Source organism: Burkholderia sp. IMCC1007 (genome assembly GCF_027257875.1).
Lineage (GTDB): Bacteria > Pseudomonadota > Gammaproteobacteria > Burkholderiales > Burkholderiaceae > Burkholderia.
Genome location: NZ_JAPVQY010000061.1, coordinates 1 through 25,380 on the forward strand (window position 1 = coordinate 1; position 25,380 = coordinate 25,380).

Consider the following 25,380-nt stretch of genomic DNA (forward strand, 5'->3'; position numbering starts at 1 on the left):
AGCGACCGCTTGTTCATCCTGGAGCGGCAGACGGGCGAGCCGGTGCTGTACAACCCGACGCCGGGTGGTGATCAGCCGCAGCCCAGCCTGCATACCTTCGCCTACACCGAGAATGTGCGCACCGCGCGCCAAGTGCAGCGCGACTACACGTTCAAGAATCCGCGCTTCAATCACGAGTATCCGCGCGAGGGGACCGATCTCGATCATCAAGGTCGAGGCTATCTCCGGCGCCTCGAAGACTATCGTCATCGCCTCAAGGCTGCGGACAATGCCCGTACCACGTCGGTACCTGATGAGCCTCCGCCCGAACCGCCAGTTAAACCATATTCGGATGAGGAAGAAAAACTGGCGCGGCAGATGGAGCTGCGGGAACTCTATAAACAAAAGCTCAGCGTTCCACTCGATGAGTATGGTGCTGTTCGGCCGGTCAGCTCAGGAAAAACGCCGGAAGGCTTGCCTATGGGGTTGATGTCATTCAGCCCGACGGTGTGCGAATGAGATTATCAAAAACATCACGCCGTTATGCATGCATCTTCTTGTTTGTGACGGCGGTTATTGCAGTCGGAACAGGGTTGTCGTGGGATCGAGGGCAAGGTATGGACGAGAAAATATTGATGCGGGCTTCTTTCGACGAGCCGCTTTTTGATGCAAGCCCGTGGTTCGCCGACGGGAAATATCAGCGTGTTCCAAATGACGATCAGCAGTTGTTTCCTGGGTTGAAGTATTCCCAAATCATAATGATTCGCACGTCACCGCAACCATTCACAGATGATGCGGTTCGCTCACTACGATTGAGAATATATATGGCTCTAACGGACCCTCTCGGGGCCAATTTTAGCCCGCAGGTTCCTAAATCTGTAGAGAGCCTTGGACCGGGCTCCGACTATGATCCTCGCTCGCAGGTTGTCTATATCAACAGTGGCTTTCGTCCGGGGTTCGCCGCCCCTGGAGTTGCATTCGACTACTATGAATTCTATGTATTATTAGATGGTGACCGTTTCTTCGTTACTATCGTGCGAGACGGGGAGACCGGGGAAATAATCTCTACCAATAGAGGACATAGCCGCAGCATTCCCAAGGACGAAGAAGAGCGGCGGTTCCAAAAACTTCAATCCAAAGCCGACTACCAAGCCAAGCTGGATGCGCCCGGCTGGAAAAAACGTTCAGGTGAACTCTGCCCCTGGCCCGGCATCTGGGAATGCCTCGAATTGCCCGTGGGCCAACAGACGTTCGCCTATAACTATCCATTCCCGCAGGTCAATGGACAGGATGTGACATGGCGTCATGTTCGATAGGCCGCCGAAAGCCTTGTTTGACATGCTGCTTCAAAAACGCCGGAAGGGTTACCCATGGCGGTAACGGCATCTAGCCCGACGGAGCGTGAATGAAATTATCAAAACCAGCACGCCGCTATGTCTGGCTCTTTCTGTTCGTGGCGGGAGCTATCGCAGTTGTTGAAGGATGGCCGTGGAATCGAGGCAAAGATATGGACGAGAGGATCATGATGCGGGCGTCTTTTGACGAGCCGTTGTTTGATGCAAGCCCCTGGTTCCATAACGGGACCTATCAGCGCTTCCCCAATGATGATCAGGCCTTGTACCCAGGCTTGGAATATTCTCAAATTATCATGAAGCGAACCTCCCCGCAGCCGTTCCCTGATGAAGAAGTGCAGTATCTCCGCGTCAGAATCTATATGGCACTTACACATAAGTTAAGTGGCAATTTTCAGCCGGCTGTTCCCATATCGGTAGAGAGTATTGGCGTTGAGGCGGACTTTGATCCACGGCCTCAGATTGTCTATTTCAGCAGTGGTTTCCAGCGGGGAGTGCATGCACCAGGCGCTCCCGTAGACTATTACCAGTTCTATACCTTGCTGGACGGGAAACGCTTCTTTGTTTCAATAGAGCGCGACGGAGCAAGCGGGGAAATCATCTATGCAAGTCGGGATATTAGCTCCCGCCTACCCAAGGACGAAGATGAGCGGCGGTTCCAGCAACTTCAATCCAAAGCTGACCACCAAGCCAAGCTGGATGCGCCCGGCTGGAAAAAACGGACGGATTGCCCATGGGGCTACGTGTCTTCAAGCCGAGGAGGCAACCATGACAACCAGAAAGTTGTCGCTAATCCTGATGGTTGCCATAACTGGCCTCGTATTGGCCTGGACGATGATGAGAGGTGACACGATGAGCGGCAAGATCCTCCCGTTGCCGGCATTCGCGGACGGCTCCATCGGATTCAAAGAGGATCTGCTCCCTCTTTTCCGCAATAAGCCGACGCTTGAGCGCTTCGTACTGGCAACCTTTACTATCACGGGCGCACCGGAAGGGACACGCATATCCACGGACGCTATTCCCGCCCTAGCAGGAACGAGGATCGGACCGTACTCAGTGCCGGTTACCTGGCAAGACCACGGCTATCCAGTTGCCGCCACATTGACGATCTATACAACGCAGCAGTTCTACGATAAGCACGGAGCGGCTCTCGAAAGCGACCTCCGCACAGCAGTTAGAGTCGCCGAACAAGTGGACTCCATTGACGTCGAGCCCCTTCCTGCTAGCGACCGAGATATACCGCCGTAATTTGCACCCGTTCGTGCCCCAGCTCGCTGGCTGATAACGTGCCGTGCCCTCGCATCCATTCCACGCTGCTCCCTATCTGGGCCAGGATGTGCATGGCATCCACGTCGTTGAACTCTGGCGCTCGTTCAAGGCCATTCAGAGAAGATGCATTCCGTTCAAAGGCAAGGACAAAAATGGCCGTTACATCGATCCGAGCAATAACGCCGACGCATTTTCGGTCGTGAAATGATGCCGCGCATCCGTCAAACACCGTCTCGACTGCTCGCCCTAGCCGCGCTCGCGTACAGTCTTCTCGCCGCACTCCCCGCGTCGGCTGCGCCCGCCGACTGCCCCGCCCGCGTTGCCGTTACCCAGCAGATCGACGGCCAACCGCCCGACGGCTGGAAAACCTTCAACACGCAAAGCACCTATCCGCTTGCCAGCGTCACCTTCTGGTCAGGGCCGCCGGACCGAATGACGTCGCTGGTGCCGAACCGCTCGCGTGCCGAGTCCAAGAGCGACATCTACATCTGGTCGCTCGCCGAAAGCCGTGAAGACTATTGGATCTCGTGTGACTACGGCAATACGAGCGTCGTGATCGCGCGGCCACTGGGCAAACACGCACAGACTTGCGTCGCGCGCTACAGACGTGGGCACGCGATCGTACAAAGCTGGGAATGTACGCCGCGGAAGTAATCCGCGTTCAGGCCGTTGCGCTGCCGTGAATCAGCCGCGCTGCCATCGGCCCGCGCAACGCATTGCAGATCATCAACTCATCCGCATTCAGCACGTCGTCGAGCGTCAGCGCACGCTCTTTTGCGCCTACTGCCGGATCGTCGAGCAGCACGCCACGCATCACGCCCGGCAGCACGCCGCTTGCCAGCGGCGGCGTGAGCCACTGGCCGGCGAGCTTCACGAACAGGTTCGAGCGCCCGCCTTCCGTCACCTCGCCGCGCTCGTTCTCGAACAGCATGTCGAAGCCGCCGAGCGCTTCGGCCGCCTGCCATGCGCGGTCGTATTCGGCACGGCGCGTCGTCTTGTGCAGCAGCAGCGCGTCGTCGGTGCGGGTCGGCGCGAAGCCGTGCGCCGACGCGAGCATCACGCCGACCGGCCCCGCCGGCAGCGGCTTCAACGGCGCGGCGATGATCTCGACCGTGCCGTCCTTTGCGAGCGCGAGCTTCATCCGGTACGGGCCGTCGCCGTCGAGCGCCGCGCAGCGTGCGTCGATCTCGCGGCGCAACGCCTCGATGTCGAAGCGAAAGCCGAACGCGTCCGCGCTGCGTTGCAGCCGCGCGAGATGCCGGTCGAGATACCGGATGCCGTGCGCGCGCGTTGCGGCGGTCGTTTCGAACAACTGGAAGCCGGGATCGGCATCGGTCAGGAATCGGGCCTTCAATTCGCACTCCGCATATTCGTCGGCGGCGACGCTGTCGAGCACGATGCCCGCGCCAACGCCCATCGTGCCGCGCCGCCGGCCGGTAGCAGCCGTTGCCGCATCGCGCGTGCCGATCGTTGCGGCCGCATCGACGGCGGCCGCTTCGAGCGTCAGCGTCCGGATCGCGACCGACAGGCAGAAATCGCCGCAGCCGATCGCATCGCCAAGCGCTGCGTGGCCTGCCGTCGCACCGTCCTTCGGCGCATCGAGCCAGCCGATCGCGCCTGTATAGAGCCCGCGCGGCGTCGACTCGATCGCATCGATCAGTTCCATCGTCTTGTGTTTCGGCGCGCCGGTGATCGACCCGCACGGGAACAGCGCGCGCAGCATCTGCGCGAACGTCGTGCAGTCACGCCAGCCGGCCTCGACCGTCGACGTCATCTGCCACACCGACGCATACGGCTCGACCGAGAACAGCGCGGGCACCTTGACCGTGCCCGTGCGCGCGATCCGCGACACGTCGTTGCGCAGCAGATCGACGATCATCACGTTTTCCGCGCGGTTCTTCGGATCGCTCGCGAGAAACGCGGCGGCCGCCGCATCCTCGCGCGGATCGGCCGAGCGCGGCGCGGTGCCCTTCATCGGCCGTGCGCGCAGCACGTCGCCATGCTTCTCGACGAACAGCTCCGGCGAGCACGACACGACCCATGCGCCGTCGGGCAGCGCGATCAGCGCGCCGTATCGCACCGGCTGGCGCGCGCGCAGCCGCCGATACAGTGCGAGCGGCGTGCCGAACACGTCGAAATTCAGTCGGTACGTGTAGTTGACCTGATACGAATCGCCCGCGCGCAGTGCGTCGTGCACCGCGGCGATCGCCGCGTCGAACGCGTCGCGCGACACGCTCTTCGCGACATGCGCGACACCCGCGATCGACGGCGCACCGCCGCCGTCCTGCCGCGCGAGCCATACGTCGACTTCGTCCCGGGACAAGCGCTCGCAGCGCGCATACAGCAAAAAGCGCAGCGGGGCATCGCCCGGCTGCGCTCTTTCCAGATTGCGTCCGAATTCGTAATCGCCGACGACGACCGCATGCAGCCCGTCGCGCACGTCCTGCGCCACCGCCGCATCGATTTCATCGAGCCGTGCCGGATCCGTGCACACGCGTTCGCGCACGAAACCGGAATACAAACGACTCGACCGCGCGGACGCGGTCGAGTCGCAATCGTCCAAGAGCGCGAACGACGCGCTCTCGTTGCCTTCAGTCATGCCATTACTCGAAGAAGCTCTTCACCCGGTCGAACCAGCTCTTGCTCTGCGGGCTGTGACGCGCACCGCCCTCGGCCAGCGACTTCTCGAACTGCTTGAGCAGATCGCGCTGCTGGTCGGTCAGCTTCACGGGCGTCTCGACCTGCACATGCACGTACAGATCGCCCGCGATGCTCGAACGCAGACCCTTGATCCCCTTGCCGCGCAGACGGAACGTCTTGCCCGACTGCGTGCCTTCCGGCACCGGGAACGTCGCACGGCCGGCCAGCGTCGGCACCTCGATCTCGCCGCCAAGCGCGGCGGTCGTGAACGGAATCGGCATCTGGCAGTGCAGATCGTCGCCGTCGCGCTCGAACACCGAGTGCGGCTTGATGTGGATCTCGACGTACAGGTCGCCCGGCGGCCCGCCGTTGATGCCCGGCTCGCCGTTGCCGGCCGAGCGGATCCGCATCCCGTCGTCGATGCCGGCCGGGATCTTCACTTCGAGCGTCTTGGTTTCCTTCACCTTGCCCGAGCCGTGGCAGTGCACGCACGGTTCCGGGATGTAGGTGCCGGTGCCGTGACACTTCGGGCACGTCTGCTGGATGCTGAAGAAGCCCTGCGACATGCGCACCGTGCCCTGGCCGTGACAGGTCGGGCAGGTTTCCGGCTTCGTGCCGGGCTTCGCACCCGACCCGTGACAGACGTCGCACGATACCCAGCTCGGCACGCGGATCTGCGTGTCGTAGCCGTGCGCGGCCTGCTCGAGCGTGATCTCCATGCTGTAGCGCAGGTCGGCGCCGCGATACACCTGCGGGCCGCCGCGGCCGCCGCGCGCTGCGCCGCCCGCAGCCTGGCCGAAGATGTCGCCGAAGATGTCGCCGAACGCATCCGCGAAGCCGCCGAAGCCTTGCCCGCCTGCACCGCCCATGTTCGGATCGACGCCCGCGTGACCGTACTGGTCGTACGCGGCCCGCTTCTGACCATCCGACAGCATTTCATAGGCTTCCTTCGCCTCCTTGAAATGCTCTTCCGCATCCTTGCTGTCCGGATTGCGGTCAGGGTGATACTTCATCGCAAGCTTGCGATATGCCTTCTTGATTTCGTCGTCGCTCGCATTCTTTGCGACGCCCAGAACCTCGTAGTAATCCCGTTTCGCCATATCGATTCACTGTGCCGTCGCGCGTCACGCACGCGGCGGCTCCTTTCGCCCGCAGTAAAGTCTCTCGACTCGTCTGGCGCTGCGCCGTCCGCGGACGGCTCGCGCAGCACCCGCCAAAAAACAAATGTGCCCGGAGGGCCGCGAAGCCCGCCAGGCGTGGAGTCGATCCGGCCATCCGGAAGGAAAGACAGACCGCTGTTCAGCCGCGCCGCGCGCGTCTCGCGCGCGGCGTGCGGTGCCATGGCAACCCGGCTTAGTCCTTCTTCACTTCCTTGAACTCGGCGTCGACGACGTCGTCCGCAGCCTGCTGCGCACCACCCGCGTGGGCCGCGCCTTCCGCTGCACCGGCCGCGCCGGCTGCACCCGCCTGCTGGGCCTGCATGTCGGCGTACATCTTTTCGCCGAGCTTCTGCGACACCTTGCCGAGCTCCTCGACCTTCGCGTCGATCGCCGCCTTGTCGGCCGACGAGTCCTTCAGCACTTCTTCGAGCGACTTCAGCGACGCTTCGATCGCTTCCTTCTCGCCCGCGTCCAGCTTGTCGCCGTACTCGGTCAGCGCCTTCTTCGTGCTGTGGACCAGCGCGTCGCCCTGGTTGCGCGAATCGGCCAGCTCGCGCAGCTTGTGGTCTTCCGCTGCGTTCGCTTCCGCGTCCTTGATCATCTGGTCGATTTCAGCCTCGGACAGGCCCGAGTTCGCCTTGATCGTGATCTTGTTTTCCTTGCCGGTCGCCTTGTCCTTCGCGCCGACGTGCAGGATGCCGTTCGCGTCGATGTCGAAGGTCACTTCGATCTGCGGCACGCCGCGCGGTGCCGGCGGGATGCCCTCGAGGTTGAACTCGCCGAGCAGCTTGTTGCCCGCTGCCATTTCGCGTTCGCCCTGGAACACCTTGATCGTCACGGCGCCCTGGTTGTCGTCGGCCGTCGAGTACACCTGCGCGTGCTTCGTCGGGATCGTCGTGTTCTTGTTGATCATCTTCGTCATCACGCCGCCGAGCGTCTCGATACCGAGCGACAGCGGGGTCACGTCGAGCAGCAGCACGTCCTTGCGGTCGCCCGACAGCACCTGGCCCTGGATCGCCGCGCCGACTGCGACGGCTTCGTCCGGGTTCACGTCACGGCGCGGATCCTTGCCGAAGAACTCCTTCACCTTCTCCATGACCTTCGGCATGCGCGTCTGGCCGCCGACCAGGATCACGTCGTCGATGTCCGACACCTTGACGCCTGCGTCCTTGATCGCGATGCGGCACGGTTCGATCGTGCGCTCGACGAGGTCTTCCACCAGCGCTTCCAGCTTCGCGCGGGTGATCTTCAGGTTCAAGTGCTTCGGGCCCGACGCGTCCGCCGTGATGTACGGCAGGTTGATTTCGGTCTGCTGGCCCGACGACAGCTCGATCTTCGCCTTTTCAGCGGCTTCCTTCAGGCGCTGCAGCGCGAGCACGTCCTTCGACAGGTCGACGCCCTGCTCCTTCTTGAACTCGCCGATGATGTAATCGATGATGCGCTGGTCGAAGTCTTCGCCGCCGAGGAACGTGTCGCCGTTGGTCGACAGCACTTCGAACTGCATTTCGCCGTCGACGTCCGCGATCTCGATGATCGACACGTCGAACGTACCGCCGCCGAGGTCATACACGGCGATCTTGCGGTCGCCCTTCTCGGCCTTGTCGAGGCCGAACGCGAGCGCGGCTGCCGTCGGCTCGTTGATGATCCGCTTGACTTCGAGGCCCGCGATGCGGCCGGCGTCCTTGGTCGCCTGACGCTGGCTGTCGTTGAAGTACGCCGGCACCGTGATCACGGCTTCCGTGACCGGCTCGCCGAGGTAGTCTTCGGCCGTCTTCTTCATCTTGCGCAGCACTTCAGCCGATACCTGCGGCGGCGCGAGCTTTTCGCCGTGCGCTTCGACCCAGGCGTCGCCGTTGTCGGCCTTGATGATCGAATACGGCATCAGGCCGATGTCCTTCTGGACTTCCTTCTCTTCGAAGCGACGGCCGATCAGGCGCTTCACCGCGAACAGCGTGTTCTTCGGGTTGGTCACCGACTGACGCTTGGCCGGCGCGCCGACGAGGACTTCGTTGTCGTCCATGTAGGCGATGATCGACGGCGTGGTGCGCGCGCCTTCCGAGTTCTCGATGACCTTGACCTGGTTGCCTTCCATGATGGCGACGCACGAGTTCGTGGTGCCGAGGTCAATACCGATGATCTTTCCCATTTTTCCTAATCTCCAGAAATGCTTGTTTGCTGCGCGAAACGCCACTTTTTCAGGCAGTTTCGCGCGCCAGAATTCAACTCTGTTCCCGAAATGCGTCCGGCCGATCCGTTTTCAAGACCCGCCGGGCGATGCAGGTATTAAATTTTTTCAATCGCCGCCGGGAGCCGGATCGAGCGGCTCGCCCGCCGCCGCGGCAACCTTCGCGCGCGCCGCCGATACCGCCGCCTGGAACTGCGCGACGCCATGCCAGCCGGTCGCGCGCCCGAGGCGCTTGCCGCGGTGAAAGAAGAACCACGTCGGCACGCCGTGCAGGCCGAAGCGGCGCCCCAGCTCATGGTGTTCGTACACGTTGCAATGGAACCACTTCAGGTCCAGCGCGCGGATCGCGTCGGACTGCGCGAGCATCGCCTTCTTCGCGATCTCGCAGTTGAAGCAGTCGACGCCCCAGAAAAACACCACGACGAGCGCATCGGCGGCGCCGCCGATCGCCGCGTCGAACGTGTCGGCGGCCAGCGCCTGCATGTCGAACGCTTCGAACGCGGCCGGATCGACGCCGGCGGGGATCATCGCGGCAGCCTTACTTCGGCTGCGCGACGGTGACGAGCGCCGGGCGCAGCACGCGGTCGGCGATCATGTAGCCCTTTTGCAGCACGGCGACGACCGTGTTTGGCTCCTGCTCGGCCGGCACCATCGAGATTGCCTGGTGCTGGTGCGGATCGAACTTCTCGCCGACCGGGTTGATCGCGACGACGCGGCCCTTCTCGAGCGCGCTCGTCAGCTGGCGCAGCGTCAGCTCGACGCCTTCGCGCACCTTCGCGATGTCGCCGGACGTGTCGCTGACCGCCGCTTCGAGGCTGTCCAGCACGGGCAGCAGGTGCTCGGCGAAGCTCTCGATCGCAAACTTGTGTGCCTTCGAGACGTCGTCCTGCGCGCGACGGCGCACGTTCTCGGTTTCGGCCTTCGCCCGGAGGAAGCTCTCCTGCAGCTCGGCGACCTTGGCTTGAGCCTCCGCGAGCGCCGCGTCGGCTGCTTCGGCGGCGGGCGCAGCGCCTTGCGCCGCCTGCTTCTCGCTGCCGATATCTTCGGCCGATTGGGTAGCCGGGTTCTCTTGCGTATTTTCCATGTCGCTGAAAGTCGATTAGAGGTTGATGCCAAATCGGCAACCGCCGGACCGTATGCCGACGGCACCGCACATTGCTGGTGCAGATAGAGGCGAAAACTGCGATTTCAAGAGGGTTATTCGCCGACATTCGCCACCGCCGCGAAACAACCACGCGACACCTCGCCAGATTGCACGCATTTGCCGCCAAACCGGGCGAAACGGCCTGTAACAACCCTTACCCAGCGAGTACTAGCTGGGCACAGAGGGCTGCACTACACTGCACTCAGGCGTCGAAAAAGCGTGTTTACCCCTAGCTGAGCGCCGCCTGACATCCATCTGGCGCCGTAGTCACTGTCTTCTCGAGGCGAGTACCGTGAAACTGACCTTTGCCATATCGGTGGTCGCGCTGGTACTGATTGCCGGCACCACCACCATCTGCCTGTCCGGGGCCGTCACCGACCGCCGACCGAGTACGGCAGTGCGCTCGCGACGTTCGATCACATGTTCAGCGCTCACCCGAAAATCTGTCGATGATGCGTCGATCGCGCTTGGTCGGCCGGCCGTGCAGTTCCGCAGCCGGCTCCCGATACGTGCGGCGCCGCTCGAGTTCGGCAAGCCGCGCGGTGCGCCCCGCTTCCGTTTCCTCGTAAAGCGTCTGCGCGACGCTGGCCGGCCCGCGCACGTCGCAGATGCCGAGCACCGCAATGTGCCAGACGATGCCGTCGATCGCAATCTCGACCTCGTCGCCCACGCGCACCTCCTTCGCCGGCTTCACCGACGCCCCGCCGATCTTCACGTGCCCCTTGTCGACCGCGTCGGACGCGAGCGAGCGGGTCTTGAAGAAACGGGCCGACCATAGCCATTTGTCGATGCGCAGCTTCGCGCCGGGTTCCGTCGAAATCCTGTAATTCATGTCAGCCTCCGCCTAGCCGCCCGCTCACGACGTAGCAAACGCCATGCGAGCCGCGGCCGGGCCATCGTTTCAGTTCACCGCCTCGGGTTGCGCCGCCTTCACGGGCCAGCCCTGCAGGTTCTCGGCGACGATCTCGCCGATTGCGTCGATCCACGCGGGCGCGCCGTTCAGGCACGGAATCCGGTGAAACGCGTGGCCGCCGCCCGCGATGAATTCGTCGCGCACTTCCATGCCGATCTCCTCGATCGTCTCCAGGCAATCGGCCGTGAAACCGGGACAGAACACATCGACCCGCCGCACGCCGGCCTCGCCCAGCTCGCGCAGCGTCGGCGCCGTGTACGGCTGCAGCCATTCGGCCTTGCCGAAGCGCGACTGGAAGGTCACGCGGCATTCGAGCGTCGACAGCCCGAGCGCGGCCATCAGCAGCGCGCCCGTCTGCTGGCATTGGTCGTGATACGGGTCGCCGAGGTCGAGCGTGCGCTTCGGCACGCCGTGAAAGCTCAGCACGAGCTTGTCGCCGGCCGCGAAGTCGGGCCGCCCGTGCTGCGCCCAATACTGCCGCACCTGCTCGGCAAGTGCGTGGATATAGGCCGGATGGTCGGCGTAATGCCGCACCGTGCGCACTTCCGGCTGGTTGCGCATCCGCGCGAGCGCCACGAACGCGGCATCGAACGCCGTCGCGGTGGTGGACGCCGAGTATTGCGGATACATCGGCATCAGCAGCACGCGCTCGACGCCCGCACGCTTGAACTGCGCGAGCGCCTGCGCAATGTTCGGGCTGCCGTAGCGCATCGCGTAGTCGACCTTCACCTGGTAGTCGTTCGATGCGAGCAGGTGCCGCACGCCCTCGGTCTGGCGCTCGGTGTACACGCGCAGCGGCGAGCCTTCGGGCATCCAGACGGCCGCGTATTTCTTCGCGGACGCGCGCCCGCGCAGCGGCAGGATCAGCGTGCGCAGCAGCACCTGCCAGACGGCCTGCGGGATTTCGACGACACGCGGATCCGACAGGAATTCGGCCAGGTAGCGCCGCACCGCGCGCGGGGTCGGGGCGTCAGGCGTGCCGAGGTTGATCAGCAGCACGCCGATGCGATGGGCGGCCGCGGTGCTCGAAGGCGGCTCAAGATCGAAACGCATGGGCAGGAACGTGCTCGGGGCACGCAGTCGGACGGCCCTCAATTATAGCGGGCCGCCTCGCTCCGGTCGGCTGGCCGTTCGGCCGACTGGCGGCGCGCACGGCGCCGCGGCACGATGGCGGGACGGTATCGGCGCCGGTTACTGCTGGCTCAGCGTGAGCGACAGCAGGCGCGCGGTGATGTCGACGATCGGGATCACGCGGTTGTACGCCATGCGGGTCGGCCCGATCACGCCGAGTGTGCCGACGATCTGGCCGTTCACCTCGTAAGGCGCGGTAACGACGCTCATCTCCTCGATCGGCACGAGCGTCGATTCGCCGCCGATGAAGATCTGCACGCCCTGGGCGTGGCTCGACACGTCGAGCAGTTGCAGGAGGCCCGTCTTTTGGTCGAAAACGTCGAACAGCTTGCGCAGCCGCGCCATGTCGGACGAAAGATCCGCCACTTCGAGCAGGTTGCGCTCGCCGGAAATGAGCACGGTGTCCTCGGTATCGGGCACCTCGGTGCTGGCCGTCACGGCCGCATGCATCAGCGTGGTCATGTCGCCGCGCAGCTGGTCGATCTCGTCGCGCAACCGGCGGCGCACCTCGTCGAACGACAGGCCGGCAAAGTGCGCGTTGATGTAGTTCGACGCCTCGGTGAGCTGCGACGGCGAATAGTCGCGCGGCGTCGCCAGCATCCGGTTCTGCACGTCGCCCTCGGGGGTGACGATGATCAGCAGGATGCGCTTGTCGGACAGGCGCATGAACTCGATCTGCTTGAACACGTGGCTGCGGCGCGGCGTCAGCACGACGCCCGCGAACTGCGACAGGTTCGACAGCACGCTCGCGGCGGCCGCCACCACCCGCTGCTGCGGCTCGCCGGCCTGCAGCGTGTTCTGCACCTGGCGGGCGACGGCCTCGGCGTCGATCGGCGCCTCGACCGTCAGCATCGTGTCGACGAACAGCCGGTAGCCGCGCGGCGTCGGCACGCGGCCGGCCGACGTGTGCGGGCTCGACACGAGGCCGAGCTCCTCCAGGTCGGACATCACGTTGCGGATCGTTGCCGGGCTCAGCTCGAGCCCGGAATAACGGGACAACGTGCGCGAGCCGACCGGCTGACCGTCGGCGATATACCGTTCGATCAGGGTTTTCAGGAGGGTTCGTGCGCGAGGATCTAGCATGGTGGAAAATTCTAGCGCAACGGCGCGAGCACGGCGAGTGGCCGCGGCCTGCGTCGAGCGGGCTGGCCGGATCCGGCCCCGCCGGCGCACAACCGATTCTTTTCGTCAACGAGCTATGGTGTAATGCCGGCATGAAAACCGGTAATCAGTTCAACACTGTCGCGCTCGTCGGCCGGAGCAACACGCCCGGCATCGCCGAGCCGCTCGCCACGCTGGCTGGCTGCATCGCGAAGCTGGGCTTCGAGGTTGTCTTCGAAGGCGAAACCGCGCGCGAAATCGGCATCTCCGGCTATCCGGCGCTCACCCCGGCCGAAATCGGGGCGCGCGCCGACGTGGCGGTCGTGCTGGGCGGCGACGGCACGATGCTCGGCATCGGCCGCCAGCTCGCGCCGTACAAGACACCGTTGATCGGGATCAACCACGGGCGGCTCGGCTTCATCACCGACATCGCGGCGGCCGACATGCAGGCGCGCGTCCCGGTGATCCTGTCGGGCAAGTTCGAGCGCGAGGAGCGCTCGCTGCTCGAGGCGCGGATCATGCGCGACGGCGAACCGATCTACCACGCGCTCGCATTCAACGACGTCGTCGTGAACCGCAGCGGCTTCTCCGGGATGGTCGAGCTGCGCGCGTCGGTCGACGGCCGCTTCATGTACAACCAGCGTTCGGACGGCCTGATCGTCGCGACGCCCACCGGCTCGACCGCCTACGCGCTGTCGTCGGCCGGCCCGATCCTCCATCCGCAGCTCGCGGGCATCGTGCTCGTGCCGATCGCGCCGCACGCGCTGTCGAACCGGCCGATCGTGCTGCCCGACGATTCGAAGATCGCGATCCAGATCGTCGGCGGCCGCGACGTCAACGTGAACTTCGACATGCAGTCGTTCACGTCGCTTGAGCTAAACGATACGATCGAGGTGCGCCGTTCGAAGCACACGGTGCCGTTCCTGCACCCGATCGGCTACAGCTATTACGCGACGCTGCGCAAGAAGCTGCACTGGAACGAACACGCATCGAACGAAGACGACCAGGCGTCCTGACGCACCCACGCCCGACACCATGCTCCGCCACCTCTCGATTCGCGACTTCGTCATCGTCGCCGCGCTCGATCTCGAATTCGACAGCGGCTTTACCGTCTTTTCCGGCGAAACCGGCGCCGGCAAATCGATCCTGATCGACGCCCTTGCGCTGGCGCTCGGCGAACGCGCCGACGCGAGCGTCGTGCGCGCCGGCTGCGGCCGCGCCGACATCACCGCCGAATTCACGCCGCACGACCGTGTCGCGCGCTGGCTCGACGAACACGCGTTCGACGCCGAGGACACCGTGATGCTGCGCCGCGTGATCGACGCGAACGGCCGCTCGCGCGCGTTCATCAACGGCACCAGCGCGACGCTCGCGCAGCTGCGCGAGCTCGGCGAGATGCTGGTCGACATCCACGGCCAGCATGCGCACCAGTTGCTGATGCGCCCCGACGCGCAGCGCGAACTGTTCGACACGCACGCGGGGCTCGTCGCCGATGCCGCGAACGTCGCCCGCGCGTGGCGCGTATGGCGCGACGCGACGCAGGCGATCGACGCGGCGAAGGCGCACGAGCGCGAATTGCAGCTCGAACGCGAAAAGCTCGCGTGGCAGCTCGCCGAACTCGACAAGCTCGCGCCGCAACCGGGCGAATGGGACGAAGTCGGCAGCGAGCACAAGCGGCTGTCGCATTCGGCGAACCTGATCGCCGGCGTGCTGGGCGCGCTCAATGCGCTGTCGGAAGCCGACGACGCGATGCTGCCGCAGCTCGGCGCGATCGTGTCGAAGCTGCGCAGCCTCGCCGACTACGATACGGGGCTCGGCGATGCGCTCGCGTCGCTCGAACCGGCCGAGATCCAGCTGCAGGAAGCCGTCTATTCGCTGTCGCACTATGCGCAGCGCCTCGATCTCGACCCGGCCCGGCTCGCGCAGGTCGAAGCACGCCTCGACGCGCTGCACTCGACCGCCCGCAAGTTCCGGCTGCCGCCCGACACGCTGCACGAGGAACACGCGGCACGCCGCGCGCAGCTCGCCGCGCTCGACGCGGCCGCCGATCTCGGCGCGCTCGAAGCCGCGCAGGCCAAGGCCTGGGAAGCCTATCTCCACGACGCGAAACAACTGTCGAAAGCGCGCACGCACGCAGCCAAGGCGCTCGGCACGGCGGTCACGGCCGGCATGCAGGAACTGTCGATGGCGGGCGGCAGCTTCGAGGTCGCGCTCGTCCCGCTCGCCGACGGCGGCCCGCACGGGCTCGAGCAGGTCGAATTCCGCGTCGCCGGGCACCCCGGCGTGCCGCTGCGACCGCTCGCGAAAGTCGCGTCCGGCGGCGAACTCGCACGGATCAGCCTCGCGCTCGCGGTGATCGCCAGCGCGGCCAGCCCGACGCCGACGCTGATTTTCGACGAAGTCGACACGGGGATCGGCGGCGGCGTCGCCGAAGTGGTCGGGCGCCTGCTGCACCAGCTCGGGCGCGATCGCCAGGTGCTGTGCGTGACGCACCTGCCGCAGGTCGCCGCGCGCGGCGACCATCATTTCCAGGTGGCGAAGGGTGCCGACGACCGCGGCGGCACCGTGTCGTCGGTGATCCCGCTCGACAAGGCAAGCCGCGTCGAGGAAGTCGCGCGGATGCTCGGCGGCCTCGAAATCACCGCGACGACGCGCAAGCACGCGAAGGAAATGCTGGCGGCCTGACATCGGCGTCCTTCAGCCGAATGCAAAAAAAACGGCGCATGCGCCGGTCCCTTTTTGCGCAAAGCGGCCGCTCGATCGCGCTGCCGCCCTGCGCCGGCGATTCGAACGCCCGCCTGAAACACCGAACTCAAACACCCAGCTCAAACGCCCGTTTCAACGGCCCCGAACACACGCTCCCACAGCGCCGTCACGGCCGCTCGCTCGTGGGCCACCACGGCCGGATCGACGCGCGCCTTTTCCATCCCGTCGAGCCGCAGCTTGTGCTGCAGCTTGCGGTACTTGCGATACGCCGCGCCGACGCGCTCGGCCTCGTCCTCGCCCATCAGCCCGAAGCGCGCGACCTCGCGCAGCAGCGCGATGTTGCCGGTGTTGCGGATCAGCTCGGCATCGCTCGACGCATGCAGCAGCACCCAGTACTGGACGATGAACTCGATGTCGACCATGCCGCCGCGATCGTGCTTCAAATCGAACAGCTCGGTCTGGTTCGGGTGGCCGGCAAACACCTTGCCGCGCATGTCGACGATTTCCTTCGCGAGCACGCCGCCGTCGCGCGGCATCGTCAGCACCTGCTGGCGGATCGCCTCGAAATCCGCGCCGATCTGCACGTCGCCCGCGCTGTAGCGCGCACGCGTCAGCGCCTGGTGCTCCCACACCCACGCGGTATTCGCCGCATCGCCCTCGCGCAACTGGTAGCGGCGGAACGCGTCGAGATCGGTGACGAGCAGCCCCGCCTCGCCGTTCGGCCGCAGCCGCAGGTCGATGTCGAACAGCGCGCCCGCGCCGGTCGCCGTCGTGAGCCACGTGATCAGCCGGCGCGTAAAGGTCGTGTAGACGTCCGCCGAGCGCTCGTCGGGGTCGTCGTACAGGAAGATCAGGTCGAGATCCGATGCGTAGCCGAGCTCCTTGCCGCCGAGCTTGCCGTACGCGATCACCGCGAACTTCGGCACGTCGCGATGGCGCTTCGCGAGCTGCGACCAGACCACTTCGATCGTCACGTCGAGCACCGCGTCGGCCAGCTCGGACAGGCGGTCGCTGACATGCTCGACCGACAGTTGCCCGGCCAGGTCGATCAGCAGGATCCGGAACACCTCCGCGTGCTGCGCGTGCCGCAGCAGGTCCATCTGCTGCTCGGGGCCGTCGGCTGCCGCGAGGCGCGCGCGCAACGCATCCTTGAACGCGGGCCAGTCGAACGGGCTCGCGATCGCTTCGTCGTCGAGCAGTTCGTCGAGCAGCTGCGGATGGCGGATCAGGTAGCCGCCGCCCCAGCGCGTCGCGCCGAGCACCGACAGCACGCGGTCGAGCGCGGCCGGATATTCGGTCAGCAGCGCCAGGTAGACGCCGCGCCGGCTGACCGTCTCGAGCAGGTCGAACAACCGGACGACAGTGTCGTCGCGGCGCGCGGCGTCGATGTTCGGCGCGGCGTCGAGCGCGCGCTGCGCGACGCTGTCGAAGCGCTGCCGGCTCTTTTCCGGCAGGCCCGCGTAGCGCGACGACTGCCAGATCGCGCGCAGCCGCGCGAGCACGGTGGCCGGATCGGCGAAGCCCAGCGCGCCGAGGCGGGCGAGCAGCGTGTCGTCCTCGCCGTCGTCGCCGAGCGCGCTGCTCCAGATCCACGCGGCCGCCGTATCGTCGCCTGCCGCGCACGGGCCGCCGCCGTTCACCTTGTCCGCGAATATCTGGTCGAACTGCGCCTCGACGAACGTGCGATGGCCATCCAGCACCGTCATCAGCGCCGCGTAGTCGGCAAAGCCGAGCGACGCGGCCAGCGCCGCGCGCTCGTCCGGATCGACCGGCATCGCGTGCGTCTGTGCGTCATCGCGGTATTGCAGCCGGTGCTCGAGCGTGCGCAGGAAGTTGTACGCGTCGGTCAGGTGCTCGCGCACGTCCTCGCCGATCAGCCCGCGCGCCTGCGCATGGCGCAACACCGCGAGCGTCGGCCGCACGCGGAACTCCGCGTCCTGACCGCCGCGGATCAGCTGGAACACCTGCGCGCTGAACTCGATCTCGCGGATCCCGCCGCGCCCGAGCTTGATGTCGTCGGCCTTGTCGGGCCGCATCGACGCACGGCGCGCGGCTTCCTGGCGAATCTGCTGATGCAGCGAACGGATCGCGCCGATCACGCCGAAATCGAGGTAGCGGCGGTACACGAACGGCTTCACGATCGCCTCGAGCTGCGCCGCCAGCCGCTGCGCGGCGTCGCTGTCGCCTTCCGACACGAGCCGCCCCTTGATCCACGCGTAGCGCTCCCATTCGCGCCCCTGCACGTAGAAATATTCCTCGAGCATCCCGAGGCTGCAGACGAGCGGCCCCGAATCGCCGTTCGGGCGCAGCCGCATGTCGACGCGGAACACGTAGCCGTCGGCCGTGACCTCGGACAGCACGCCGATCAGGCGCCGGCCGAGCCGCGTGAAATATTCCTGGGTGGACAGCGGCGCGCGCGTGCCGCCGGTGGTCTCGCCGTCGTCCTCGTAGACGAAGATCAGGTCGATGTCCGACGACACGTTCAGCTCGCGCCCGCCGAGCTTGCCCATCCCGACCACGCCGAGCACCACGCGCTGGCCGTCGGCGCCGCGCGGCTCGCCGTACATCGCCTCGAGTTCGGCCGACAAGAGCGCAAGCGAGCGCTGCACGGCCACTTCGGCGAGATCGGTCATCGCGCCCGTCACCTCGGCGACGTTCGCCAGCCCGCGCAAGTCGCGCTCCGCGACCGCGCCGAACACCTCGACGCGCAGTTGCCGCAGCGCGCGCTTCAGTTGCTCGTCGCTCGGCGCGGCCGCGCCGGCCGGCGGCACGAGCAGCTCGGTCAGGCGCGCGTCGAGCTGCGCGCGGCCGAGCGGCGCGGCGGCCCATGCGGCGATCTGGTCGGACAGCGCGGGACGCGCGGCAGCCGCGCGGGCGATGTAGCGGGAGTAGGATGGGCTGATCAGGGCGGAAGCGTCGGTCATCGAGAAGCGGGCCTGGCGGTAAGGCCCGCCGCGCCGGGAAACGCGCGCGCGCCCCGCCGCCGACAGGCCCCATGGACTCGGCGCGGTGTCGCGCGGCGCACGTGCGCCGCCGCGAAACCGCGCGCCGGAAAGCCCGTGCCGAGCTGCTGCAACGGCCGCCGGCACGGACCCGTGTGATACATTTCAACGTCAGTCTGCAAAACTACCATATCGCCGCCCGTCCGCCGCATGTCCGACCGTCAGGAATCCGCCGTAGCTGCGCCCGAAGCGGGACCTCCGAAGCACGATCACCCGGTCCTGCGTCGCGTGTTCAAGGTGACGCTGGCGGTCGGGATCGGCACGTACTTCGTCGCGTCCGGCGTGTTCCTCGGGATGCGCTACGTGCTGCTGCCGCGCATCGACGAATACCGCCCGCGCATCGAGCGCGCGGTGTCCGACAAGCTCCACGCGCAGCTTTCGATCGGCAAGCTGTCTCCGCACTGGTCCGGCATGCAGCCGGGCGTCGAAGTCGCCAACCTCACCATTCGCGGCCGTGACGGCCGGATCGCGCTGTCGGTGCCGCACGCGACGGCCGCGCTGTCGTGGATGTCGCTGCTGCGGCTGTCGCCCGCACTGTCGAGCCTGATCGTCGACCACCCCGACCTCGTCGTCGCGCGCGCGGCCGACGGCTCGCTGAGCATCGCGGGCGTCGGCGTCCCGACCACCCACGGCGGCAACGACACGTTCAGCACCTGGCTGCTGAAACAGGAAGCGATCGTGCTGCGCAACGGCACGCTGCGCTGGCGCGACGCGCAGCACGACGCGCCGGAACTCGCGCTGTCGGGCATCCGCCTCGCGGTGCTCAACCACGGCCGCGAGCACAAGGCCGCGCTGCAGGCGCCCGCGAACGGCACGCTGCTGCTCGGCCCGCTCGATTTCCGTGCGCGTTTCAAACACAAGGCGCTTGCGCCGATCGGCAAGCCGACCAACTGGACCGGCGACGCGTATCTGTCGACCGGCCCGGTCGACCTGCAGACGCTCAGCCGCTATCTCGACCTGCCGCTCACGGTCCACGCGGGCCGGATCGACAACGCGATCTGGGCGACCTTCCAGGACGGCCACCTGCGCTCGGCGGGCGGCGACCTGCAGGGCGCCGACGTCGCGCTGCGGGTGCGGCCGACCCAGCCGCGCCTCGACGTGCCGACGGTCGGGTTCGGCTGGGACATGGCGCTGAACACCGGCCGCGACTACACGCTGCACCTGACGCGCTTCAACGCAGAGCTCGGTCAGCCGCCGCTGCCGGACGGCACGCCGCTCGCGCGCTCGCTCGCGCTGTCGACCCTCACCGCCCGCTACCGCGTGCCGGCCGCCGACCAGGGGCAGTTGCTGAGCGTGGTCGGCGACCGCGTCGACCTCGGCATCCTCAGCGAGTTCATCCGCGGGCTGCCGCTGCCGGCGCGCCTGCGCAACGAGCTGATCAAGCTCGACCCGCGCGGGATGGTGTCGAACTACCACATCGAGGTCGAACGCGCGAAGCCGGCACGGCCCGACCTTGCCGACGAAGAGCGGCGCATGGGCGCCGCGCCGATCGTCCGCTACCGGTTCCTCGGCGATCTGCAAGGCATCAGCGTCGCCGCGCAGGAGCCGCCGCCGGGGCTGTCGCCGCGCGGTCACCCGCGCGCCGGCTGGCCGGGCGTCGAGAACCTGTGGGGCCGCATCGACGCGAACGAGAAGGGCGGCACCGCGCACTTCGACACGGTCAATGCGGCCGTCACGGTGCCCGGCGAATTCGACGAGCCGCGCCTGACCTTCGACCGGCTGCGCGGGAATGCGAAATGGGTCATCACGCCGGCGCCGGGCGACAAGCACGCGCGCGTCGACGTGACGCTGCCCGACCTGTTCGTGTCGAACCCCGATGCCGAGATCGCGGTGTCGGGCACCTACACGAACCCCGGCCACGGGCGCGGCGTGCTCGACCTGCGCGCGGATTTCGCGCGCGCGTCGGTGGCGCGCATTCCGCGCTACCTGCCGACCGGGATGTCCGAGCACCTGCGCGACTATCTCGGCCATGCGTTGCAGGCCGGCCAGGTGACCAAGGGCGCGTCGATCGTCGCCCGCGGCCCGCTCGAAAAATTCCCGTTCGAACACGAGCCGGATGCCGGCGTGTTCCACATCGTCGCGCCGTTTACCGGCGGGCGCTTCGAGCCGACGCCCTACCCGCCGCGCACGCTCGCGAACGGCACGCCGAGCGTCTGGCCGGCGCTCGACGGAATCGACGGCGTGTTCGAGCTCGCGCAGAACAAGCTGCACTTCGACATCGCGCGTGCGCACTACAAGCGGGTCGTGCTGACGAAGGTCGTGGGCCGCATCGACGATCTCGGCAATCCGTCGAAGTCGCCGCTCGTGATCGACGGCCACGCGCAGGGCCCGCTCGCCGACCTGATCGACTACGCGGACAACAGCTCGCTCGGCACGATGAGCAGGCATATCGGCCAGCGCATCGACGCGCAGGGCCCGGCGGCGCTCGCGCTGAAGATCACGATTCCGCAGCACGTGCCGCATCCGCATACGCACGTCGAAGGCGCGCTCGCGTTCGGCGGCAACACGCTGTCGACCGACGGCGTGCCGCCGCTGTCCGCGCTGCGCGGCAGCGTGCGCTTCACCGAGGCCGGCGCGTCGCTGCACGACCTGTCGGGGCGCTTCCTCGGCGGCCCGGTGCGGGCGAGCGGCAATTTCCAGTCGCATGGCCCGTACGCGGTGGACGTCGACGGCAAGCTCGCGCTCGACGCCGCGCGCGGCCTGAACCTGCGCGGCACGGCCGCGGCGCTGCTCGAGCACGTGGTCGGCGACGCGCCGTACCAGCTCGCCGTGCGCGGCGCGCCGGGCCGGCTGCCCGAAGTCACCGCGCATTCCGACCTGACGGGCGTCGCGCTGAACTTCCCGGCGCCGTTCGCGAAGCCGGCCGGCACGCCGATGCCGTTCCGCTTCACGCTGCAGCCGGCCGCCCAGACGGACGGCAAGCGCCTCGAACACGCCGACCTGACGCTCGGCCCGGTGTCCGCGAGCTACCTGCTCGACGCGACGCCCGGCGAGCCGTTGCGTGCGGTGCGCGGCGCGATGGGCATCCACCGGATGCCCGACATGCCGCAGGACGGCGTGAGCGCGGCCGTCGACGTCGACGAACTCGATGCGGACGCATGGATCGCGCTGGCCCGCACGCTGCAGCCGGATGCGACGCGCACGCCGCAACCGCAAGGCGCGCCGCGCGTCGACTTCGCGAGCTTCACGCCCAAGCGCTTCGCGCTCCACTTCGGCACGCTGAAGCTGCTCAAGCGCAACTGGGAGAACGTGATCGTCGGCGCGTCGCACGTCGACGAGCTGTGGCAGGCGAACGTCGCGTCGAACCAGGTATCGGGCTATCTGTCGTGGGCGCCGGGCGGCGGCCACAACGGCGCGGGCGTGTTGAACGCGCGGCTCGCGAAGCTCGTGATTCCGCAAAGCGCGCAGCACGACCTCGTCGGCCGCGCGATGAACCTGCCGACGCCGACCGACCGCCCGATGCCGTCGGTCGACCTGATCGTCGACCAGGTCGTCGCGCGCGATCACGACATCGGGCGGCTCGTCGTCAATGCCCGCAACATCGACGAGGACGGCGTGCCCGTGTGGCAGCTCGACAAGCTGGAACTCGCGAACCCGGCCGCGAAGCTGACGGCCACCGGCAACTGGCGCACGTCGCGCCGCGCGCTGGCCCGCGGCGTCGACGAAAACGATGCGCCGCGCCGCAGCGTGTTCGACTTCAAGCTCGACATCGGCAATGCGGGCGCGCTGCTCGACCGCGTCGGCCTGCCGCGCACGCTGGCGGACGGCCACGGCACGATCACGGGCAAGGTCGGCTGGCGCGGCGGCCCGACCGCGGTCGACTTCCCGACGTTCGGCGGCCAGGTCGCGCTCGACCTCGAGCACGGCCAGATCCTGAAGGTCGATCCGGGCGCCGCGAAACTGCTCGGCGTGCTGAGCCTGCAAAGCCTCGCACGCTTCCTGACGCTGAATTTCCGCGACGTGGTCGGCAAGGGGCTGCCGTTCGACAAGATCAAGGGCACCAGCCGGATCTCGAACGGGATCGCGCGCACCGACGACTTCTCGATGACGACGGCGCCGGCGAACGTGACGGTGCGCGGCGCGGTCGACCTGGGCGCGGAGACGCAAGACCTGCACGCGCACGTCGCGCCGAAGATCGGCGCCGGCACGGCGGCGATCGCGGCCGCGATCATCAACCCGCTGCTCGGGGTCGGCGTGCTGGCCGCGAACTACGCGCTGTCGCAAACGCTGTCGCACGCGTTCGCGCTCGACTACTCGATCACGGGCTCGTGGGCGCATCCGCACATCGAGCGGGTGCAAGGCGATCAGGGTAAGATGAACCGCGGGCCGGCCAATGCGACGAGCCACTGATCCGCGCATGGTGCCGGGCCGCACCCCATTTACTACGCAATCGATCCTGCGATGACCGATCACACCCGTTCCGCCACGCCCTTGCGGGTCGCCGCGCTGCAGATGGTGAGCACGCCGGACGTCGCGAGCAATCTCGCCGAGGCGCGCCGCCTGATCGCGGAAGCGGCCGGCGAAGGCGCGCAGCTCGTACTGCTGCCCGAGTATTTCTGCTTCATGGGCCACCGCGACACCGACAAGCTCGCGCTTGCCGAACCCTACCGCGACGGCCCGATCCAGCGCTTTCTCGCAGAGGCCGCGCAGCAACACGGCATCTGGGTGATCGGCGGCACGTTGCCGCTGAAGGCGCCGGAACCCGATCGCGTGCTGAACACCACGCTCGTGTTCGATCCGAACGGCCACGAAGCGGCCCGCTACGACAAGATCCACCTGTTCAACTTCGAGAAAGGCGACGAATCGTTCGACGAGGCGCGCACGATCCGCGCGGGCGACACCGTCGTCGCGTTCGACGCGCCGTTCGGTCGGGTCGGCCTGTCGGTCTGCTACGATCTGCGCTTTCCGGAGCTGTACCGCAGGATGGGCGACTGCGCGCTGATCGTCGTGCCGTCGGCGTTTACGTATACGACGGGCCGCGCGCACTGGGAAATGCTGCTGCGCGCGCGGGCCGTCGAGAATCAATGCTATGTGCTGGCAGCCGCCCAGGGCGGCAAGCACGAGAACGGCCGGCGCACCTGGGGCCACAGCATGCTGATCGACCCATGGGGCGAGATCGTCGCGGTTCGCGACGAGGGCGCGAGCGTCGTGACCGGCGTCATCGATCCGCAGCGCATCGCCGACGTGCGCCAGAGCCTGCCCGCGTGGCGGCATCGCGTGCTGGCCTGAACCGCCGAACCGCCGCGGCGCTTGCAATCACGCCCGGCGCAACCCATCTGCCCAGAACGCACCCGACAACTTTTTGAGAACCCCGATACCCGCATGAACATCATCGAACCCGGCATCCGCAACCTTGCGCTGGCGAAGGACATCCTCCTCACGCCGTACGGCCTCGACGAGAGCCTGCTCACGCGCACGATCGCCGACATCTTCACGCATCGCGTCGACTACGCGGACCTGTACTTCCAGGCGACCCGCAGCGAAGCGTGGAGCCTCGAGGAAGGCATCGTGAAGTCGGGCAGCTTCAGCATCGATCAGGGCGTCGGCGTGCGCGCGGTCGCGGGCGACCGCACCGCGTTCGCGTACTCGGACGACCTGTCGCCGGAAGCGATCGCGCAGGCGGCCGCGGCCACCAAAGCGATCGCGGCAGCCGGCGGCGGCCGCCAGAAGATCAAGGCGGCCACGTCCTTGAAGGGCATCTCGGGCCGCGACCTGTACCTGCCGTCCGATCCGCTCGCGTCGCTCGACGCGACGGCCAAGGTCAAGCTGCTCGAGCGCATCGAGCAGATGGCGCGCGGCCGCGACCCGCGCATCACGCAGGTGATGGCCGGCCTCGCCGGCGAATACGACGTCGTGCTGGTCGCGCGCAGCGACGGCGCGCTCGCGGCCGACATCCGGCCGCTCGTGCGCGTGTCGGTCACGGTGATCGCCGAGCAGAACGGCCGCCGCGAGATCGGCTCCGGCGGCGGCGGCGGCCGCTTCGACTACGGCTACTTCACCGACGACGTGCTGTCGCGCTACGTCGACGATGCCGTGCACGCGGCGCTCGTCAACCTCGAGGCGCGCCCCGCGCCGGCCGGCGCGATGACGGTCGTGCTCGGGCCGGGCTGGCCGGGCGTGCTGCTGCACGAGGCGATCGGCCATGGCCTCGAAGGCGACTTCAACCGCAAGGGTTCGTCGGCATTCGCCGGCCGGATCGGCGAGCAGGTCGCCGCGAAGGGCGTGACGGTCGTCGACGACGGCACGCTGCCGAACCGCCGCGGCTCGCTGAACATCGACGACGAAGGCAATCCGACGCAGTGCACGACGCTGATCGAGGACGGCATCCTGAAGGGCTACATCCAGGACACGCTGAACGCGCGCCTGATGAAGATGCCGGTCACCGGCAACGCGCGGCGCGAGTCGTACGCGGCGCTGCCGATGCCGCGCATGACGAACACGTACATGCTGAACGGCGACAAGGATCCGCAGGAAATCATCGCGTCGGTGAAGAACGGCCTGTACGCGGTGAACTTCGGCGGCGGCCAGGTCGACATCACGAACGGCAAGTTCGTGTTCTCGGCATCCGAGGCGTACATGATCGAGAACGGCAAGGTCACCTACCCGGTGAAGGGCGCGACGCTGATCGGCAGCGGCCCGGAATCGCTGAAGTACGTGAGCATGATCGGCAACGACATGTCGCTCGACTCGGGCGTCGGCGTATGCGGCAAGGAAGGCCAGAGCGTGCCGGTCGGTGTCGGCCAGCCGACCTTGCGGATCGACAGGATGACGGTCGGCGGTACGGCAGGCAGTTAAGGA

19 protein-coding genes and 1 pseudogene are annotated in these 25,380 nt (G+C 66.9%); 11 read left to right on the forward strand and 9 right to left on the reverse strand.

Features of this window, described 5'->3' with window-relative positions; all coding sequences use genetic code 11:
- The 6 genes and pseudogenes from O1Q03_RS33320 to O1Q03_RS33345 form a co-directional block, all read left to right on the forward strand.
- Nucleotides 1-498: pseudogene (locus O1Q03_RS33320) on the forward strand (hypothetical protein); the annotation flags it as partial.
- A 98-nt stretch (nt 499-596) separates the two neighbouring features.
- The gene (locus tag O1Q03_RS33325) at nt 597-1,295 is read left to right on the forward strand and encodes a hypothetical protein (protein ID WP_269509018.1); all 699 of its coding nucleotides are present in this window, start codon (nt 597-599) and stop codon (nt 1,293-1,295) included.
- Between the two features lie 89 nt (nt 1,296-1,384).
- A complete protein-coding gene (locus O1Q03_RS33330; protein WP_269509020.1) occupies nt 1,385-2,179 on the forward strand; it encodes a hypothetical protein in 795 nt (264 codons plus the stop codon).
- A gap of 4 nt (nt 2,180-2,183) precedes the next feature.
- A complete protein-coding gene (locus tag O1Q03_RS33335) occupies nt 2,184-2,579 on the forward strand; it encodes a hypothetical protein (RefSeq protein WP_269509022.1) in 396 nt (131 codons plus the stop codon).
- An 88-nt stretch (nt 2,580-2,667) separates the two neighbouring features.
- Nucleotides 2,668-2,808 carry a BPSL0067 family protein gene (locus O1Q03_RS33340; protein ID WP_269509093.1) on the forward strand — a complete coding sequence of 47 codons (141 nt, stop codon included), beginning with the start codon at nt 2,668-2,670 and terminating at the stop codon, nt 2,806-2,808.
- Complete coding sequence (locus O1Q03_RS33345; RefSeq protein WP_269509024.1) at nt 2,805-3,254, forward strand: STY0301 family protein; 450 nt, start codon at nt 2,805-2,807, stop codon at nt 3,252-3,254. Before O1Q03_RS33340 ends, O1Q03_RS33345 begins: the two co-directional genes overlap by 4 nt.
- 7 nt (nt 3,255-3,261) lie before the next feature.
- Here O1Q03_RS33345 and O1Q03_RS33350 read toward each other — a convergent pair whose 3' ends face one another.
- From O1Q03_RS33350 to hrcA, 8 genes are all read right to left on the reverse strand, one after another.
- Nucleotides 3,262-5,199, reverse strand: coding sequence for a bifunctional anthranilate synthase component I family protein/class IV aminotransferase (locus O1Q03_RS33350; protein ID WP_269509026.1), 1,938 nt, complete (start codon nt 5,197-5,199; stop codon nt 3,262-3,264).
- A gap of 4 nt (nt 5,200-5,203) precedes the next feature.
- A complete protein-coding gene (gene dnaJ / locus O1Q03_RS33355; protein WP_269509028.1) occupies nt 5,204-6,340 on the reverse strand; it encodes a molecular chaperone DnaJ in 1,137 nt (378 codons plus the stop codon).
- 253 nt (nt 6,341-6,593) lie between these two features.
- Complete coding sequence (gene dnaK / locus O1Q03_RS33360; protein ID WP_269509030.1) at nt 6,594-8,546, reverse strand: molecular chaperone DnaK; 1,953 nt, start codon at nt 8,544-8,546, stop codon at nt 6,594-6,596.
- 147 nt (nt 8,547-8,693) lie between these two features.
- Complete coding sequence (locus O1Q03_RS33365; RefSeq protein ID WP_269509033.1) at nt 8,694-9,113, reverse strand: thioredoxin family protein; 420 nt, start codon at nt 9,111-9,113, stop codon at nt 8,694-8,696.
- 10 nt (nt 9,114-9,123) lie between these two features.
- Nucleotides 9,124-9,669 carry a nucleotide exchange factor GrpE gene (gene grpE / locus O1Q03_RS33370; RefSeq protein ID WP_269509036.1) on the reverse strand — a complete coding sequence of 182 codons (546 nt, stop codon included), beginning with the start codon at nt 9,667-9,669 and terminating at the stop codon, nt 9,124-9,126.
- A gap of 484 nt (nt 9,670-10,153) precedes the next feature.
- Complete coding sequence (locus O1Q03_RS33375) at nt 10,154-10,561, reverse strand: RNA-binding S4 domain-containing protein (RefSeq protein ID WP_096505043.1); 408 nt, start codon at nt 10,559-10,561, stop codon at nt 10,154-10,156.
- Nucleotides 10,562-10,630: 69 nt separating this feature from the next.
- Complete coding sequence (hemH, locus tag O1Q03_RS33380; protein WP_269509038.1) at nt 10,631-11,695, reverse strand: ferrochelatase; 1,065 nt, start codon at nt 11,693-11,695, stop codon at nt 10,631-10,633.
- Nucleotides 11,696-11,833: 138 nt separating this feature from the next.
- Complete coding sequence (hrcA, locus tag O1Q03_RS33385) at nt 11,834-12,856, reverse strand: heat-inducible transcriptional repressor HrcA (RefSeq protein WP_011544637.1); 1,023 nt, start codon at nt 12,854-12,856, stop codon at nt 11,834-11,836.
- A gap of 131 nt (nt 12,857-12,987) precedes the next feature.
- On the opposite strand from hrcA, the gene O1Q03_RS33390 reads away from it, so the two are divergent.
- Both O1Q03_RS33390 and recN read left to right on the forward strand, forming a co-directional pair.
- A complete protein-coding gene (locus O1Q03_RS33390) occupies nt 12,988-13,890 on the forward strand; it encodes an NAD kinase (protein ID WP_269509041.1) in 903 nt (300 codons plus the stop codon).
- 19 nt (nt 13,891-13,909) lie between these two features.
- A complete protein-coding gene (gene recN / locus O1Q03_RS33395; RefSeq protein ID WP_269509043.1) occupies nt 13,910-15,559 on the forward strand; it encodes a DNA repair protein RecN in 1,650 nt (549 codons plus the stop codon).
- A 140-nt stretch (nt 15,560-15,699) separates the two neighbouring features.
- On the opposite strand, the gene glnE is transcribed toward recN, so the two are convergent.
- Nucleotides 15,700-18,504: a bifunctional [glutamate--ammonia ligase]-adenylyl-L-tyrosine phosphorylase/[glutamate--ammonia-ligase] adenylyltransferase gene (gene glnE / locus O1Q03_RS33400; protein WP_269509046.1), complete on the reverse strand. Its 2,805-nt coding sequence runs from the start codon at nt 18,502-18,504 to the stop codon at nt 15,700-15,702.
- A 228-nt stretch (nt 18,505-18,732) separates the two neighbouring features.
- Between glnE and O1Q03_RS33405 the strand changes: the two genes are divergently transcribed.
- From O1Q03_RS33405 to tldD, 3 genes are all read left to right on the forward strand, one after another.
- Nucleotides 18,733-22,932, forward strand: a complete 4,200-nt coding sequence (locus O1Q03_RS33405; protein ID WP_269509048.1) for a YhdP family phospholipid transporter — start codon at nt 18,733-18,735, stop codon at nt 22,930-22,932.
- 51 nt (nt 22,933-22,983) lie between these two features.
- Nucleotides 22,984-23,811, forward strand: coding sequence for a carbon-nitrogen hydrolase family protein (locus tag O1Q03_RS33410; RefSeq protein WP_269509050.1), 828 nt, complete (start codon nt 22,984-22,986; stop codon nt 23,809-23,811).
- Nucleotides 23,812-23,904: 93 nt separating this feature from the next.
- Nucleotides 23,905-25,377, forward strand: a complete 1,473-nt coding sequence (gene tldD / locus O1Q03_RS33415) for a metalloprotease TldD (RefSeq protein ID WP_269509052.1) — start codon at nt 23,905-23,907, stop codon at nt 25,375-25,377.
- The last annotated feature ends 3 nt before the right edge of the window (nt 25,378-25,380 follow it).

Excerpts from the sequence above, each read along its gene's own strand:
- O1Q03_RS33375 (WP_096505043.1), bottom strand. The coding sequence starts at position 10,561 with ATGAATTACAGGATTTCGACGGAACCCGGCGCGAAGCTGCGCATCGAC.
- O1Q03_RS33325 (WP_269509018.1), top strand. The coding sequence starts at position 597 with ATGGACGAGAAAATATTGATGCGGGCTTCTTTCGACGAGCCGCTTTTT.
- O1Q03_RS33390 (WP_269509041.1), top strand. The coding sequence starts at position 12,988 with ATGAAAACCGGTAATCAGTTCAACACTGTCGCGCTCGTCGGCCGGAGC.
- O1Q03_RS33330 (WP_269509020.1), top strand. The coding sequence starts at position 1,385 with ATGAAATTATCAAAACCAGCACGCCGCTATGTCTGGCTCTTTCTGTTC.
- dnaK (WP_269509030.1), bottom strand. The coding sequence starts at position 8,546 with ATGGGAAAGATCATCGGTATTGACCTCGGCACCACGAACTCGTGCGTC.
- O1Q03_RS33345 (WP_269509024.1), top strand. The coding sequence starts at position 2,805 with ATGATGCCGCGCATCCGTCAAACACCGTCTCGACTGCTCGCCCTAGCC.
- O1Q03_RS33405 (WP_269509048.1), top strand. The coding sequence starts at position 18,733 with ATGTCCGACCGTCAGGAATCCGCCGTAGCTGCGCCCGAAGCGGGACCT.
- hemH (WP_269509038.1), bottom strand. The coding sequence starts at position 11,695 with ATGCGTTTCGATCTTGAGCCGCCTTCGAGCACCGCGGCCGCCCATCGC.
- grpE (WP_269509036.1), bottom strand. The coding sequence starts at position 9,669 with ATGGAAAATACGCAAGAGAACCCGGCTACCCAATCGGCCGAAGATATC.
- O1Q03_RS33365 (WP_269509033.1), bottom strand. The coding sequence starts at position 9,113 with ATGATCCCCGCCGGCGTCGATCCGGCCGCGTTCGAAGCGTTCGACATG.
- O1Q03_RS33335 (WP_269509022.1), top strand. The coding sequence starts at position 2,184 with ATGAGCGGCAAGATCCTCCCGTTGCCGGCATTCGCGGACGGCTCCATC.
- O1Q03_RS33410 (WP_269509050.1), top strand. The coding sequence starts at position 22,984 with ATGACCGATCACACCCGTTCCGCCACGCCCTTGCGGGTCGCCGCGCTG.
- O1Q03_RS33350 (WP_269509026.1), bottom strand. The coding sequence starts at position 5,199 with ATGACTGAAGGCAACGAGAGCGCGTCGTTCGCGCTCTTGGACGATTGC.
- dnaJ (WP_269509028.1), bottom strand. The coding sequence starts at position 6,340 with ATGGCGAAACGGGATTACTACGAGGTTCTGGGCGTCGCAAAGAATGCG.
- tldD (WP_269509052.1), top strand. The coding sequence starts at position 23,905 with ATGAACATCATCGAACCCGGCATCCGCAACCTTGCGCTGGCGAAGGAC.
- glnE (WP_269509046.1), bottom strand. The coding sequence starts at position 18,504 with ATGACCGACGCTTCCGCCCTGATCAGCCCATCCTACTCCCGCTACATC.
- recN (WP_269509043.1), top strand. The coding sequence starts at position 13,910 with ATGCTCCGCCACCTCTCGATTCGCGACTTCGTCATCGTCGCCGCGCTC.
- hrcA (WP_011544637.1), bottom strand. The coding sequence starts at position 12,856 with ATGCTAGATCCTCGCGCACGAACCCTCCTGAAAACCCTGATCGAACGG.